The organism is Pseudomonas fluorescens group sp. PF-1 (genome assembly GCF_054481335.1).
Map to the genome: position 1 here is coordinate 3,077,241 of NZ_JBTMNG010000002.1, position 14,940 is coordinate 3,092,180.

Annotated in this window: 10 protein-coding genes; 2 read left to right on the plus strand and 8 right to left on the minus strand. The window is 60.9% G+C overall.

Annotated features, from left to right (window positions below):
- Positions 1-9: 9 nt before the first annotated feature.
- The 7 genes from ACX3YD_RS29035 to ACX3YD_RS29065 form a co-directional block, all read right to left on the minus strand.
- Positions 10-1,662 (minus strand): BatD family protein, encoded by a 1,653-nt coding sequence (locus ACX3YD_RS29035; protein WP_458961684.1) that lies wholly within the window; start codon positions 1,660-1,662, stop codon positions 10-12.
- Positions 1,659-3,398: a tetratricopeptide repeat protein gene (locus ACX3YD_RS29040; RefSeq protein WP_458961685.1), complete on the minus strand. Its 1,740-nt coding sequence runs from the start codon at positions 3,396-3,398 to the stop codon at positions 1,659-1,661. Before ACX3YD_RS29040 ends, ACX3YD_RS29035 begins: the two co-directional genes overlap by 4 nt.
- Positions 3,395-4,474, minus strand: a complete 1,080-nt coding sequence (locus tag ACX3YD_RS29045) for a vWA domain-containing protein (protein WP_047528399.1) — start codon at positions 4,472-4,474, stop codon at positions 3,395-3,397. Before ACX3YD_RS29045 ends, ACX3YD_RS29040 begins: the two co-directional genes overlap by 4 nt.
- Complete coding sequence (locus tag ACX3YD_RS29050) at positions 4,467-4,961, minus strand: DUF4381 domain-containing protein (RefSeq protein WP_047528405.1); 495 nt, start codon at positions 4,959-4,961, stop codon at positions 4,467-4,469. The genes ACX3YD_RS29045 and ACX3YD_RS29050 overlap by 8 nt, the downstream gene beginning before the upstream one ends.
- A complete protein-coding gene (locus ACX3YD_RS29055; protein ID WP_103406665.1) occupies positions 4,958-5,902 on the minus strand; it encodes a DUF58 domain-containing protein in 945 nt (314 codons plus the stop codon). Before ACX3YD_RS29055 ends, ACX3YD_RS29050 begins: the two co-directional genes overlap by 4 nt.
- A gap of 5 nt (positions 5,903-5,907) precedes the next feature.
- Complete coding sequence (locus ACX3YD_RS29060; protein ID WP_003218556.1) at positions 5,908-6,867, minus strand: AAA family ATPase; 960 nt, start codon at positions 6,865-6,867, stop codon at positions 5,908-5,910.
- A gap of 290 nt (positions 6,868-7,157) precedes the next feature.
- On the minus strand, positions 7,158-7,511 hold the full coding sequence (locus ACX3YD_RS29065; protein ID WP_458961686.1) for a hypothetical protein: 354 nt from the start codon (positions 7,509-7,511) through the stop codon (positions 7,158-7,160).
- A gap of 130 nt (positions 7,512-7,641) precedes the next feature.
- Here ACX3YD_RS29065 and ACX3YD_RS29070 point away from each other — a divergent pair, with 130 nt between their 5' ends.
- Together ACX3YD_RS29070 and ACX3YD_RS29075 are read left to right on the plus strand one after the other, a co-directional pair.
- Entirely contained in the window at positions 7,642-8,769 is a 1,128-nt protein-coding gene (locus ACX3YD_RS29070) for an RHS repeat-associated core domain-containing protein (protein ID WP_458961687.1), read from the plus strand.
- Positions 8,770-9,305: 536 nt separating this feature from the next.
- The gene (locus ACX3YD_RS29075) at positions 9,306-14,201 is read left to right on the plus strand and encodes an NAD-glutamate dehydrogenase (RefSeq protein WP_458961688.1); all 4,896 of its coding nucleotides are present in this window, start codon (positions 9,306-9,308) and stop codon (positions 14,199-14,201) included.
- A gap of 90 nt (positions 14,202-14,291) precedes the next feature.
- On the opposite strand, the gene ACX3YD_RS29080 is transcribed toward ACX3YD_RS29075, so the two are convergent.
- Positions 14,292-14,867 (minus strand): hypothetical protein, encoded by a 576-nt coding sequence (locus ACX3YD_RS29080; RefSeq protein ID WP_146041541.1) that lies wholly within the window; start codon positions 14,865-14,867, stop codon positions 14,292-14,294.
- Between the last annotated feature and the right edge of the window lie 73 nt (positions 14,868-14,940).

Here is a 14,940-nt window from a genome sequence, read left to right on the forward strand (position 1 = left end):
GACAGGTGTTTATTTGGGATAAAGCGGCGGCAAACCACTATCACCCACCGGGTCCTGGACCCGCTCGGCAATCGGGATGGTGCGGATCGCCCGCCACAGTTCCTCGCCTTGCCAGTGTTGGCCGGTTTCGCTGTAGAGCGCGCCGTTCAGGCCGTCGAGGGCGTCGGACAGGGGGACGAAGCGGGCGGCCATGTCGGCCAGGGTTTCCGGTTGCTGGCGGGCCCAGGCGTCGAGGGCCTGGCGCGTGGCGTGGGGGTCGTTGGCCTGGCAGGCGCGCTTGAGGTCGTCCAGTACGGTGCGCGGGCTCGGGCCGGTTTGTGCGGCTCGCGCGATCGCCGGTTGCCAGCGTGCGCGCCACCACAGGCCGAAGCCCAGCAGAGTGGTGCAAGCGAGGATCAGGGTGCTGAGTTTCCAGCGCCACAGGGTCTCGCTGTCGACCGTGGCGTTGGCCGGAGAAGTGCCGGCCGGCGTGTCGACCATCAGGCTCGGATTGACCGAGACCTGCAGGGTTCTGGCAGGCAGGCTGCTGTGTTCCAGATGGTCTTCAAAGGTGTTCCACCAGACCACTTCGACCGATGGCAACTCGATCGAGCCGCTACGGGATGGCACCAGCGCCTCACGGTCTTCGCGACTGCCGACCAGGCCGCGGTCGCTGTTCTGGTTGCCGAGCACCGGTTGATCCGGATAACGACGCAGACCACTGGCTTCGGTGCCGGGCAATGGCGGCAGCTGTGCGCTGCCAAGGCCTTCGGCCTTGACGATCAGGCTGCGGGTCAGCGAGTCACCGACCTGCACATGATCGGGCTCCGGATTCCAGTTCTCGCTCAAGGTCAGGCTACGTGCCGGCAGCCAAGGCAGGTCGGCGGGGTAGGTGATGGGCTTGGCTTTGACCGTCAGCAGCAGTTCACTGGAGCTGACGCGCATCAGTTTGCCGGATTTCGGCGACTGCGGCGTGGCGTCCGGGGCGGGTTGTGCATCCACCAGCGCGGCATTGAAGATCTGCGCCGGGATGATCAATTCGCCACTGTGCTGCGGGTAGATCGCATAGCGCATTTCGATCACGCCGTGGCGCACACCGTTGATGTCTTTCTCGTAGGTGCGCGATTCGCCGAGCTGCTCGATGCGTGCATCGGGAACCTGCAACGGTGGCAGGCTGCTGTCGTCGTACAGCGACACCGAGTGGTAGATGCGCAACGTCAGGATCGCCTGAGCCTGCACGTACACGCTGCTCTGATCGAGGCTGGCGTCGATGAAGACCGGGGCCTGTTTGTTCGGGTTGTCCTGGGTTTCGCTTTCCACCACTTGTACGGTGATCGGCTGGCTCTCGACCTCACCCAGTTTCAGCGGCGGAATCACCACGCTGCCCGTTTGTTTCGGCAGCAGCGTGACGATCCAGCGGGTCGTGGCGCGGTTGTCGCCACTGAGGGTGTTCAACTGGTTGACCTGGCGTGTGCCGCGCACGTCGAACAGCGGCTCCAGCGGCGCCAGGTCCGGCTTGCCGAACTGCGTGACGTCGGAGGACTCCAGGGTCAGTTCGATCGTCTCTCCGGAGCTCAGGCGCGTGCGATCGACGCTGGCGACCAGTTCGGCTGCCTGGGCCTGAACGGTGCAGATCAGCAAGGCCGGCATCGAGGCGAGCATGTAGGCGGTGAAGCGGGTCATCGAGTTTTTCCCTGATCCTGATGTTGTTGCTGTTCGTACCAGAATTTGCGTCTGAGCAATTCGCCGGGGTCATCCGGGATCTGCCGCAGCCATTGCTCCAGCGCCTGCTGTTGTTCGCCTTCGATGCTGTCGTTGGCCGGACGCATGGGTGGCGTGGTGTGCTGTTCATCCCCCGGTTCGCTGCCCGGTACTTCATTGCTGCCGGGGCGGGCCGGGCGGGCTGGCTGTTGTTCGGTGGTGGATTGGGCGTCCTCGCCCTCGGTTTTCGGTTCGCCCGTGCTCGACGGTTGTGCCGCAGCGCTGGACGGAGATTCCTGGGGCGGCGTCTGTGGCTCTTCACTGGAGGCCTTGTCCGGCTCGGCGGCAGGCGGGGTCTGCTTCTGCTTGAGCAGGTTTTCCACCAGCGCCTTGTTGGTCAGGGCCGGGCGCAAGTCCGGTTGGCGTTCCAGTGCCTGGTCGTAAGCATCCAGCGCCGCTTCCAGTTCACCACTCTTGGCCAGGGCATTGCCACGATTGTAGTGGGCATGGGCGTCATTGCCTTCGGCGAACCGCTGGGCGGCGCCGGTGTAGTCGCCAGCCTCGTAAAGGGCCACGCCTTGCCATTGGTGATCTTCGAAATGCTGTGCCGCTTCTGCCGGGCGTTTCTGCATGAGCAAGTGTTGACCCTGTTGGTCGGGGCGCAGCCACAGGTCCTGGAAGTCGAAGGCATAGCTCGGTTGTGGCAGCGCCAGCAACAGCGGCAGGCAGAACAGCCAGCCGCGCCGGCCGGCGCAGGCCGCCAGCAGCAACAAGGGCAGCAGCAACCAGTAACCCTGATCGGCCCAGGTGTCCAGGCGCAGGGTCTGGCCGTCGTTGCGCAGGTTTCGCGGGCCGTCGAGCAGGCCGAGCTCACGCAGATCGGCATCGTCCAGGCGCGCGTGGCGGTAATGTCCATCCAGGTCATTGGCGAAGGCTTTGAGGCCGGCGTCGTCCAGGCGCGGCACCAGAATCGCGCCTTGTTCGTCCTTGAGAAAACTGCCATCGTCCTGAGTGATCGGCGCACCTTCGGCGGTGCCGATGCCGAGCATCAGAAACTGCGTTGTCTTGCCGCTCAGCGCACGGCGAATCTCCAGGCGTTCCTGTTCCGTGAGGGACGAGCCGATCAACAGGATCCGGCCATCGCCGAGCGCGGCCTGCTGCAGCAACGTCAGCGCCTTGACCACCGCGAGGTCGGCGCGATGGCCGGCTTCGGGCATCAGCGACGGCTTGAGTGCATCGAGCAGATTGCGGCTGGTGGCCAAATCGTCCGACAGGGGCACCAGGGTATGGGCACTGCCGGCGTATACGACGATGGCCGTCTGCGCATCACTGCGATTTTGCAGCAGGTCGAAGAGCTTGCGCCGGGCCTGTTCCAGCCGGTTGGGCTGAACGTCGGTGGCGAGCATCTCGGGGGTCAACTCCAGCAGCACCACCAACGGGTCGGCGGGTTTCTGGCTCAGTTGCTCGACACGTTCCCAGCTCGGTCCCAACAGTGCGAATACGGTCAGTAGCCAGGCCACGCCGAGGGCGATCCATGGCAGTTTGCTGTCGCGTCCGTTACCGCCACTGAGCAATGCCGCATGGAAGGCCGGGGGCAGAATCATCTGCCAGCGCCCGGCACGCTTCTGCCGATGCCAGAGTTGCCAGAGCAGCCAGCCAAGCAGTGGCAGCAATAACAGCCACCAGGGGCGGAACCAGTAGGGCCAGAGTGCGCTCATCGACGCCTCCGCAGGCGCAGGCGCTTGAGCCGCTCTCGCCAGTCGGGCAGTTGCGTTTGCAAAAACAGATCCTTGGTAAACAAACGGTGCAGCGGGTTATCCGGCCAGAGCTCGCGGGCCACCAACAGCATGCTCAACAACAGTGCCAGCGCCAAAGGCCACTGATACAGGGTCTCGGCCGGGCGGGCCTGGGTCGGTTGCTGTGCCACCGGTTCCAGTTGGTCGAGGGTGTCCTTGATCGCTTGCAGTTCCTTGCCGTCACGGGCCCGGAAGTACTGGCCGCCCGTGGTTTCGGCGATGGCTTTGAGGGAGGGTTCGTCCAGGTCCAGGCTCGGGTTGATCCCGAGGAATCCCAGGGTGCCACTTTGCTCCGGGTCGGCGCCGATGCCGATCGGGTAGATTTTCACCCCTTCCTTGGCCGCCAGACGCGCAGCGGTCAGCGGGTCGATCTGGCCGCCGTTGTTGGCGCCGTCCGTCACCAGTATCAATACGCGGCTTTGCGCCGGACGCTGGCGCAAGCGCTTGATGGCCAGACCAATGGCGTCGCCGATGGCGGTGTTCTTGCCGGCGATGCCGATGCGCGCCTCGTCGAGCCAGACACGCACGGTATGGCGGTCGAACGTCAGTGGCGCTTGCAGGTACGCCTGGCTGCCAAACAGGATCAAGCCGACCCGATCACCTTCGCGGCTTTCGAGGAAGTCGCCGAGCAGATGCTGGACCAGCGCAAGGCGGCTGACGTCATCGTCCTCCCATTGCATGTCGGGGAAGTCCATGGAGCCGGACACGTCCACCGCCACTAGCAGATCACGGCCGCTGGCGGCAATCGGTAGCGGCTCGCCCAGCCATTGCGGACGCGCGGCGGCGATCAGCAGCATCAACCACAGCAGCATGAACGGTGCCTGTTGGCGCCAGGCCGGCAGGTTCGCGCGAGCACGGCGGCGGGCCAGCCCTTCGAGGTCACTGAGGAAGCTGACTTTGAGCGCCGGCTCGCCGCTGTCGGCCACCGGCAACAGGATGCGCATCAGCCACGGCAGCGGCAGCAGGACGAAGATCCATGGCCAGGCGAACTCAAACATGTTTGCGAATCCAGATTTCGACGGCTTGGGTCAGGCCGGCGATGGCCTTGTCGTCGAGTTTGCATTCGGGCTTGTAGGCCCCTTCGACCAGCACCATCCAGCGGGTCAGGCCGGCCGCCGGGCAGCGGTTGTCCAGAAATGCCAGCCATTTGCGCCCATTGAGGGTGTGGCTCTGGCTGTAGGGATAGTGGTTGCGGCACAGGCGCTTGAGCAGGCCGTTGAGCTGTTGCAGCCAGGCGCCTGCCGGTGCGCCGTCGTAGGGCTTGGGCATCAGCGCCAGTTCCGCCAGTGCGGCGAGGCGCACCGGGTCCAGCGGCTGTTCGGCGCGCACGATCGGGCGTTTGTCGGGAATCAAGCGTCGCAGCTTCCACAGGCCGAAACCGATCAAAGGCAGCAGCAACAGCAGTGACCACCAGCCCGGCGCCGGTGGCCAGAACCCGATGGCCGGCGGGGTAATCAGCGGTTGCAGTTGATCGAGACCGTTCATCGACCTTTCCCCGGTTTCTGTGGGTTCAGGTATTCGCGCAATTGTTCGACCATCTCGCTTTGGGTGCTCAACGGCATCAACAACACGCGCAGCTTTTGCGCGAGCAACTCCCAGCGGGCAATGCGCACTTCGGCCTGGGCACGATAGGTCTGGCGCAGATCGAAGTTCAGCGTGTCGAGTTCGAGTTGTGCGCCACGTTCGGCAAAGCGCAACAGCCCGGCGGCGGGCAGGGCATGATCCAGCGGGTCGGACAGTGGTAGCAACAACAGGTCGCAATGGCGCGACAACAAACTCAACTGCTGTTCGGCGCTTTCGGACAGGGCCCGCTCGTCGCAGATCACGATCACCAGGCTGCCCGGGCGCAACACTTCCCGGGCACGGCGCAAGGCAATGCCGAAGGCATCGCGGGACGGCTCGCTTTCGGTGTTCAGGGACTGGTTGACGCGCACCAGTCGGTTGAGCAATTGCAGCAGGCTCTGCTTGCTGCGCCGGGGTTTGATTTCGTAATGCTCGTTGTCGCCGAACACCAGCCCGCCGACCCGATCGTTATGACCCAGCGCCGCCCAACCGATCAGGCTTGCAGCCTGGGCGGCGAGCACCGACTTGAACATCAGCCCGGAGCCGAAAAACAGGCGCCGGCTTTGCTCGACCATGATGAAGATCGGCCGCTCGCGCTCTTCATGGAACAGCTTGGTGTGCGGCTCTTGAGTTCGCGCGGTGACGCGCCAGTCGATGGTGCGCACGTCGTCACCGGCCTGGTAGACCCGCACCTGATCGAAATCCACGCCACGTCCGCGCAGCTTGGAGTGGTGCAGGCCGATCAGCGGGCTGCGCTGGCTGGGCGTGGAGAACAATTGCACTTCACGTACGCGATGGCGCATCTCGATCAGCTCGGCGAGCGTGATGCGGATACCCGGTTGGGACGGCAGGGGGACGTTCATCGGGGTCAAGCGACGGCTACGACGTCGAGAATCCGCTGGACCACCCGATCCTGGTCGATCCCTGCGGCTTCGGCTTCAAAGGACAGAATGATGCGGTGGCGCAGCACATCGAACAGCACGGCCTGGATGTCTTCCGGGCTGACGAAGTCGCGCCCGGCCAGCCAGGCGTGGGCGCGGGCGCAACGGTCGAGGGCAATTGAACCGCGAGGACTGGCGCCGTACGCAATCCATTCGGCCATCTCCGGGTCGAATTTGGCCGGTGTCCGCGTGGCCATGACCAGTTGCACCAGGTATTCCTCCACGGCATCGGCCATGTATAAGCCGAGGATTTCCTTGCGCGCGGCAAAGATGGCCTGCTGGCTGACCCTGCGTTCGGGCTTGGTCTCGCCGTTCAGCGCTTCGCCGCGAGCCTGCTGCAGGATCCGCCGCTCGACGGCGGCATCGGGGAAGCCTATTTTCACGTGCATCAGGAAACGGTCGAGCTGGGCTTCGGGCAGCGGGTAGGTGCCTTCCTGCTCGATGGGGTTTTGCGTGGCCATCACCAGAAACAGCGGCGACAGCTCATAAGTGCTGCGCCCGACACTGACCTGGCGCTCGGCCATGGCTTCGAGCAAGGCCGACTGAACCTTGGCCGGGGCCCGGTTGATTTCGTCCGCCAGCACCAGGTTGTGGAAGATCGGACCTTGCTGGAAGACGAAGCTGCCGGTTTCGGGGCGATAGATCTCTGTGCCGGTGATGTCGGCGGGCAACAGGTCGGGGGTGAACTGAATGCGATGGAACTGTGCTTCGATGCCTTCGGCCAGTTCTTTGATGGCCTTGGTCTTGGCCAGGCCAGGGGCGCCCTCGACCAGCATGTGGCCGTCGGCAAGCAGGGCGATGAGCAAGCGCTCGATGAGTTTTTCCTGGCCGAGAATCTGCGTTGAAAGAAAGGTTCGCAGCGCGAGCAGCGCTTCACGATGTTCCATCGATGACTGTTCCTGGAAAGGGTGACCGAAGGCGTTCGAATAACGCCAGGGCTGGGGGCGTTACTTTAATCCATCGCAGGGGGCGGCGACTAACGGCATTTTGCGCAAAGTGGGGGAAATGATTGGCGAGGCGCCATAACCTTGACAGGCAGGGAGGCAGGTTGGGGCTTCACGACGTTATCGCGGGCAAGCCCGTTCCCACAGTTATCTGCGGTGTGCTCACTATCTTTGCTGCACATCCAGACCTTGTGGGAGCGGGCTTGCCCGCGATGAAGCCTGCTCAGGCACCGTCAAATGTTGCTGATGTAAGTCCCGGTCCCCTTGAGAATGTTCTTCAAGGTTTCCTCAACTTCCGCCAGATCACTCGCATCGGTGCTGTGAGTGATCTCCAGCACATCATCCCCATTCAACGCATCGGCATCCGTTGCAGCAATTTCGATCTTCAGCAGGGTAGGGCTCAGGGTGACTTTCACCCCATCGAGGGTCGACGGCTCGCCATCGAGCGTGATTTCCAGCTCGTCCTCGTCGGGGTAGCGGGTCATCAGGAACATTTCGCTCTTGTCACTGTGGCAGCAGAGCATGGCCATGTTGTCTTCTTCTTCATCGCACGGGTTGACGATCAAGAGGGGGGTGGTCATTTGCATGGAGGAATCCTGGCGCTGGGCGCAGTGTTGGCGGGCAAAGCGCGATTTTGCCAGTGTCGGAACTTTTTTGCTGGGGTGTTGGGACTATTAGTTCTGCTAGTTGCCGCGCTCAATGAAAGGTTCGACAGTGATGCTTGCCCATTATCGCGAACTGCCAGAGTCTTCGATGTCATCCCAGCAGAAAACACCGGTCATTCGCTATCAATATGACCCACTGAATCGCTTGACCCACCACCGGCAGGTGGAAGGCCCCGTTTGTCAGCGTTTTTACTGCGAAAGTCGCCCGGTAACCGAGGTTCAAGACGACGTGCAGATATCGATCGTTCAGCACGGGGATCAGTTGCTGGCACAGCAACAGCGTCTTGGCAATAAGGTCGATAGCACATTGTTGGTGACAGATCGGCAGCGCTCCATATTCAATACGCTAAAGGCGACCCAACAGCGCAGCATTGCGTACTCTCCTTTTGGTTTTCACCCTGCCGCGAGTGGCGTTGGAAATTTGTTAGGTTTCAATGGTCAACCGCCGGATCCGGTGACAGGACATTATTTGCTGGGTAATGGCTATCGAGCGTTTAATTCGGTGCTGATGCGATTTAACAGTCCTGACAGTTTGAGTCCGTTTGGTGAGGGTGGTTTAAATCCGTATGCGTATTGTCAGGGCGATCCGATAAATCGGAGTGATCCGACGGGGCATATTGTTTCTGCATTAAGTCAGTTTCTTTCGAAGACTAAGGCGCTAGCGTACTCTTTTGAGGCTGGCATTCAGCTCAAGCCTGTAAGAAATGTAACAAGGCTCTCTGACGGTATCTTTACATTCGAAGATGTTTACAAGGGCCGCCCTAGGCTAACCATTGATGGGCATGGGATTGCAGGGGGGCTGGCAGAGGGGTTAAGCGGGTTGGAACTCGTTAGCCTCGCCAAGCGTCACGGGGTTCGTATTGATAGATTTGAAAGTGTACGGATGGTCGTGTGTAACTCGGCAGATATAGAAAAAAACCGGTATGGGATAGCGGATATTTCATACGCTGAGAGCTTTAATCGCCTTGTGAAGCGTCCAGTGAAAGCCTACAAAGGGAAGGTTGCAACTATCAATACTTATGGTGTGTTTGAAAGGCTGGGTGTTGGCGAAACTTATTCCGGTGAGTATTTCTTTGGGGTGATAAAAACGAAGTCTGCGCTTGAGCAGTATCCCGGTGGAGAATATCGTCCGGTTATTTTTGATCGAGTCAAAAGACGAAATAAGAATGTAAGGAGTTAGCCGTTCTGCACGGCGTAAGTTGTTTTTAGCAACGGCAGACTCAAGACGCCCCGGGCTCATCGAGATACGCGCTAACCAATCCCCACCCTGCACGTGCTCCGGGGGCGCAAACCCTGGGTCGCTTCATCCGTGAACGGATTTCACTCATTAGTCATTTCTGACACGGATGCCGGGTAAAACAGCCTTGAAATCCGTCATTTTCCCGTACTGCTGCTAGTGTTGTTCGATGGCGTCGCCACCAAGCAGCGTACCGTTGACCGAATATGTCGCAGCACCGCAAGCACGGGCCTTGCCGCACTCGTTAAGCTGCGCAACGGATGAGCACCTGTAAAGGCATTGAGCTGCACGCAGCCCAGTCGTTTTTGCAGATGCCCATCCATGGAAGGTGAATGTGACCTGAGTGTCTCGTCCAGCTTCACCCACCTGTCGTCCTGTTTCCTCTGCCCGAGAATCAGGAACAGGGTGACGGGTTGCCCCGAACAGGGGTTTTGCACGCGACGCTTCCATCAATAACAAGCCCAAGCGGAGTACCACAGATGGCGTTCTTCACCGCAGCCAGCAAAGCCGACTTCCAGCACCAACTGCAAGCGGCACTGGCGCAGCACATCAGTGAACAGGCACTGCCACAAGTGGCGCTGTTTGCTGAACAATTCTTCGGCATCATTTCCCTGGATGAACTGACCCAGCGTCGGTTGTCCGACCTCGCTGGCTGTACCCTTTCTGCGTGGCGCCTGCTTGAGCGCTTCGATCACGCGCAACCGCAAGTGCGCGTCTACAACCCCGATTACGAGCGTCATGGCTGGCAGTCGACCCACACCGCGGTCGAAGTGCTGCACCATGACCTGCCGTTCCTGGTGGACTCGGTGCGTACCGAGCTGAACCGTCGCGGCTACAGCATCCATACCCTGCAAACCACCGTGCTGAGCGTGCGTCGCGGCAGCAAGGGCGAGTTGCTGGAAATCCTGCCGAAAGGCACCCAGGGCGACGGCATCCTGCAAGAGTCGTTGATGTACCTGGAAATCGACCGTTGCGCCAACACCGCCGAATTGAACGTACTGGCCAAAGAGCTGGAGCAAGTGCTCGGTGAAGTACGCGTCGCGGTGGCCGACTTCGAACCGATGAAAGCCAAGGTCCAGGAAATCCTTACCGGCCTGGACAACAGCCAGTTCGCGGTCGATGCCGGCGAAAAGGCCGAGATCAAGAGCTTTCTGGAATGGCTGGTGGGCAATCACTTCACGTTCCTGGGCTATGAAGAGTTCGTGGTGCGCGATGAGGCCGATGGCGGTCACATCGTCTACGACCAGAATTCCTTCCTCGGCCTGACCAAATTGCTGCGTACCGGCCTGACCTACGATGACCTGCGCATCGAGGACTACGCGGTGAACTACCTGCGCGAACCGACCCTGTTGTCGTTCGCCAAGGCTGCGCACCCGAGCCGTGTACACCGTCCGGCTTACCCGGATTACGTGTCGATCCGTGAAATCGACGCCAACGGCAACGTCATCAAGGAATGCCGCTTCATGGGCCTGTACACCTCGTCGGTGTATGGCGAGAGCGTGCGGGTCATCCCGTACATCCGTCGCAAGGTCGAGGAAATCGAACGCCGCTCCGGCTTCCAGGCCAAGGCTCACTTGGGCAAGGAACTGGCGCAGGTGGTTGAAGTGCTGCCGCGCGACGATCTGTTCCAGACCCCGGTGGACGAGCTGTTCAGCACCGTGATGTCGATCGTGCAGATCCAGGAACGCAACAAGATTCGCGTGTTCCTGCGCAAAGACCCGTACGGCCGCTTCTGCTACTGCCTGGCCTACGTGCCGCGTGATATCTACTCCACCGAAGTGCGGCAGAAGATCCAGCAAGTGCTGATGGATCGCCTGAAAGCCTCCGATTGCGAGTTCTGGACCTTCTTCTCCGAATCCGTGCTGGCCCGCGTGCAACTGATCTTGCGCGTCGACCCGAAAAACCGCATCGACATCGACCCGCTGCTGCTGGAAAAAGAAGTGGTGCAGGCCTGCCGCAGCTGGCAGGACGACTACGCCAGCCTGGTGGTCGAAAGCTTCGGCGAAGCCCATGGCACCAACGTGCTGGCTGATTTCCCGAAAGGTTTCCCGGCCGGTTACCGCGAGCGTTTCGCCGCCCATTCGGCTGTGGTCGACATGCAACACCTGCTGAGCCTGAGCGAAAAAAATCCGCTGGTGATGAGTTTCTATCAGCCGCTGGGCCAGGTTTCCGGCCAGCGTGAGCTGCATTGCAAGCTGTACCACGCCGATACCCCGCTGGCGCTGTCCGACGTGCTGCCGATCCTGGAAAACCTCGGTCTGCGCGTGCTGGGTGAGTTCCCGTATCGCCTGCGTCACACCAATGGCCGCGAGTTCTGGATTCACGACTTCGCGTTCACCGCCGCTGAAGGCCTGGAGCTGGACATCCAGCAACTCAATGACACCCTGCAGGACGCGTTCGTCCACATCGTGCGCGGCGATGCCGAGAACGATGCGTTCAACCGTCTGGTGCTGACCGCCGGCCTGCCATGGCGTGACGTGGCGCTGCTGCGTGCCTACGCCCGTTACCTGAAGCAGATCCGCCTGGGCTTCGATCTGGGTTACATCGCCAGCACCCTGAACAACCACACTGACATCGCTCGCGAGCTGACCCGGTTGTTCAAGACCCGTTTCTACCTGGCGCGCAAGCTCACCAGCGATGACCTGGAAGACAAGCAGCAACGTCTGGAACAAGCGATCCTGAGCGCACTGGACGACGTCCAGGTGTTGAACGAAGACCGCATCCTGCGTCGCTACCTGGACCTGATCAAGGCGACCCTGCGCACCAACTTCTACCAGACCGACGCCAACGGTCATAACAAGTCCTACTTCAGCTTCAAGTTCAACCCGCACCTGATTCCAGAGCTGCCAAAGCCAGTACCGAAGTTCGAAATCTTCGTTTACTCGCCGCGCGTCGAAGGCGTGCACCTGCGCTTCGGCAACGTCGCTCGCGGTGGTCTGCGCTGGTCCGACCGTGAAGAAGACTTCCGTACCGAAGTCCTGGGCCTGGTAAAAGCCCAGCAAGTGAAGAACTCGGTCATCGTGCCCGTCGGCGCGAAGGGCGGCTTCCTGCCGCGTCGCCTGCCACTGGGCGGCAGCCGTGACGAGATCGCGGCCGAGGGCATCGCCTGCTACCGCATCTTCATTTCGGGCCTGTTGGACATCACCGACAACCTGAAAGACGGCGCTCTGGTGCCGCCGGCCAACGTCGTGCGTCATGACGACGATGACCCGTACCTGGTCGTGGCGGCGGACAAGGGCACTGCGACCTTCTCCGACATCGCCAACGGCATCGCCATCGACTACGGCTTCTGGCTGGGCGACGCGTTTGCGTCCGGTGGTTCGGCCGGTTACGACCACAAGAAAATGGGCATCACCGCCAAGGGCGCGTGGGTCGGCGTACAACGCCACTTCCGCGAGCGCGGCATCAACGTCCAGAAAGACAGCATCACCGTGGTCGGTGTCGGCGACATGGCCGGTGACGTGTTCGGTAACGGCTTGTTGATGTCCGACAAGCTGCAACTGGTCGCTGCGTTCAACCACCTGCACATCTTCATCGACCCGAATCCGAATCCGGCCACCAGCTTCGCCGAGCGTCAGCGCCTGTTCGACCTGCCGCGTTCGGCCTGGTCGGATTACGACACCAGCCTCATGTCCGAAGGCGGCGGGATCTTCTCGCGCAGCGCGAAAAGCATCGCGATTTCCCCGCAGATGCAGGAACGCTTCGACATCAAGGCTGACAAGCTGACCCCGACCGAACTGCTCAATGCCTTGCTCAAGGCGCCGGTGGACCTGTTGTGGAACGGCGGTATCGGTACGTACGTCAAGGCCAGCAGCGAAAGCCACGCCGATGTCGGCGACAAGGCCAACGATGCGCTGCGCGTGAACGGCAACGAACTGCGCTGCAAAGTGGTGGGCGAGGGCGGTAACCTGGGCATGACCCAACTGGGTCGTGTGGAGTTCGGCCTCAATGGCGGCGGCTCCAACACCGACTTCATCGACAACGCCGGTGGCGTGGACTGCTCCGACCACGAAGTGAACATCAAGATCCTGCTGAACGAAGTGGTTCAGGCCGGCGACATGACCGACAAGCAACGTAATCAGTTGCTGGCGAGCATGACCGACGAAGTCGGTGGTCTGGTGCTGGGCAACAACTACAAGCAGACCCAGGCCCTGTCCCTGGCGGCCCGTCGCGCCTTGCCGCGGATTGCCGAGTACAAGCGTCTGATGAACGATCTGGAAGGTCGCGGCAAACTCGATCGCGCCATCGAGTTCCTGCCGTCGGAAGACCAGCTCAACGAACGCATCGCGGCAGGCCATGGCTTGACCCGGGCCGAGCTGTCGGTACTGATTTCCTACAGCAAGATCGACCTCAAGGAGCAGCTGCTGGGCTCCCTGGTGCCGGACGATGACTACCTGACCCGCGACATGGAAACCGCTTTCCCGCCGACCCTGGTGAGCAAGTTCTCCGAAGCCATGCGCCGTCACCGCCTCAAGCGCGAAATCGTCAGCACCCAGATCGCCAACGATCTGGTCAACCACATGGGCATTACCTTCGTTCAACGACTCAAAGAGTCGACCGGCATGAGCCCGGCGAACGTGGCGGGCGCTTATGTGATCGTGCGCGATATTTTCCACCTCCCGCACTGGTTCCGTCAGATTGAAGCCCTGGACTACCAGGTCTCCGCCGACGTGCAACTGGAGCTGATGGACGAACTGATGCGCCTGGGCCGTCGCGCCACGCGCTGGTTCCTGCGCGCCCGACGCAACGAGCAGAACGCTGCCCGTGACGTCGCACACTTCGGTCCGCACCTGAAGGAGTTGGGTCTCAAGCTGGACGAGTTGCTCAGTGGCGAGATCCGCGAAACCTGGCAAACCCGTTATCAGGCGTATGTCGAAGCCGGTGTGCCGGAGTTGCTGGCGCGTATGGTGGCGGGTACTTCGCACCTGTACACCCTGCTGCCGATCATCGAGGCTTCCGACGTGACTGGCCAGGATCCGGCTGAGGTGGCCAAGGCCTACTTCGCCGTGGGCAGTGCGCTGGACATTACCTGGTACCTGCAACAGATCAGCGCTCTGCCGGTTGAAAACAACTGGCAGGCGCTGGCCCGCGAAGCGTTCCGCGATGACGTCGACTGGCAGCAACGTGCGATCACCATCTCGGTCCTGCAGCAGGGTGACGGCACCCTGGACGTGGAAACACGTCTGGAGCTGTGGATGCAGCAGAACGAGGGCATGATCGAGCGCTGGCGCGCCATGCTGGTGGAAATCCGTGCCGCCAGCGGCACTGACTACGCCATGTACGCGGTGGCCAACCGCGAACTGCTGGACCTGGCATTGAGCGGTCAAGCGGCAGTTCCTGCCGCTGCGGTCGCCGAGCTGGAACCGGCGGCCTGATCAGGCGTTGAATGAAAAAGCCCCGCATCGAAAGATGCGGGGCTTTTTTTATTTGAGGGCGGACAACACGTCGGCCCAGGGATCGATCACTCAGGTGTAGGGGGTAGAGCGTTCGGGTGTAGCGACGTGCCTTTCCAGAATATCCAGCTCGAACGTGGCGATGTCTCCGGATTTATCGGTGAAACAAGTGCTGTACGCCGGGTCGCGCCAGATTTCCTTTTTGATGATGCCGGCGTTACGCGCTTTCAAGTGAAGGGCCGCTTGGGAGCTGTTCAAATCATCCAGAGTGATGATTTGATGATTGCCGCTCAGTAAATTGAAGGAGGTGGTATCACCGCCGGCGGCCGGATAGGCACCCAGTACGCCTTGCCCGTCCTTGCTGAAATATTTCTGATAGTAGGCTTCGCTCACAATCTGAATGTTGTAGTAGTCGTCATAGCACTTGAAGTGGACGACCATGGTCTTCATTTTTCTTCGGCCTACAGGGAGCATTGTTTGGGTGGCTGGATCGTAGGCTTCAAATGTCGACACTATATTTGGAGGTAGTGGAGAACTGCGTCCGTTGAATTGGAAATGCCCCGGGCTCAACAACTCGTCAAAAAATGTCATGTTGATTCCAGCGCAAGTGATACGGGCGATGAAGGATCTTTCCTGGTCTTTAGTCATGTAGACGTCCTTGTCCGAAAAAATGGTTATTGGCGCTGTTGCGCGGAACAGAAGGTATCGCTATTTAAAAGTC

Coding starts and splice junctions, on each gene's coding strand:
- ACX3YD_RS29065 (WP_458961686.1), bottom strand. CDS start 7,511: ATGCAAATGACCACCCCCCTCTTGATCGTCAACCCGTGCGATGAAGAA.
- ACX3YD_RS29060 (WP_003218556.1), bottom strand. CDS start 6,867: ATGGAACATCGTGAAGCGCTGCTCGCGCTGCGAACCTTTCTTTCAACG.
- ACX3YD_RS29040 (WP_458961685.1), bottom strand. CDS start 3,398: ATGAGCGCACTCTGGCCCTACTGGTTCCGCCCCTGGTGGCTGTTATTG.
- ACX3YD_RS29045 (WP_047528399.1), bottom strand. CDS start 4,474: ATGTTTGAGTTCGCCTGGCCATGGATCTTCGTCCTGCTGCCGCTGCCG.
- ACX3YD_RS29050 (WP_047528405.1), bottom strand. CDS start 4,961: ATGAACGGTCTCGATCAACTGCAACCGCTGATTACCCCGCCGGCCATC.
- ACX3YD_RS29075 (WP_458961688.1), top strand. CDS start 9,306: ATGGCGTTCTTCACCGCAGCCAGCAAAGCCGACTTCCAGCACCAACTG.
- ACX3YD_RS29055 (WP_103406665.1), bottom strand. CDS start 5,902: ATGAACGTCCCCCTGCCGTCCCAACCGGGTATCCGCATCACGCTCGCC.
- ACX3YD_RS29035 (WP_458961684.1), bottom strand. CDS start 1,662: ATGACCCGCTTCACCGCCTACATGCTCGCCTCGATGCCGGCCTTGCTG.
- ACX3YD_RS29080 (WP_146041541.1), bottom strand. CDS start 14,867: ATGACTAAAGACCAGGAAAGATCCTTCATCGCCCGTATCACTTGCGCT.
- ACX3YD_RS29070 (WP_458961687.1), top strand. CDS start 7,642: ATGCTTGCCCATTATCGCGAACTGCCAGAGTCTTCGATGTCATCCCAG.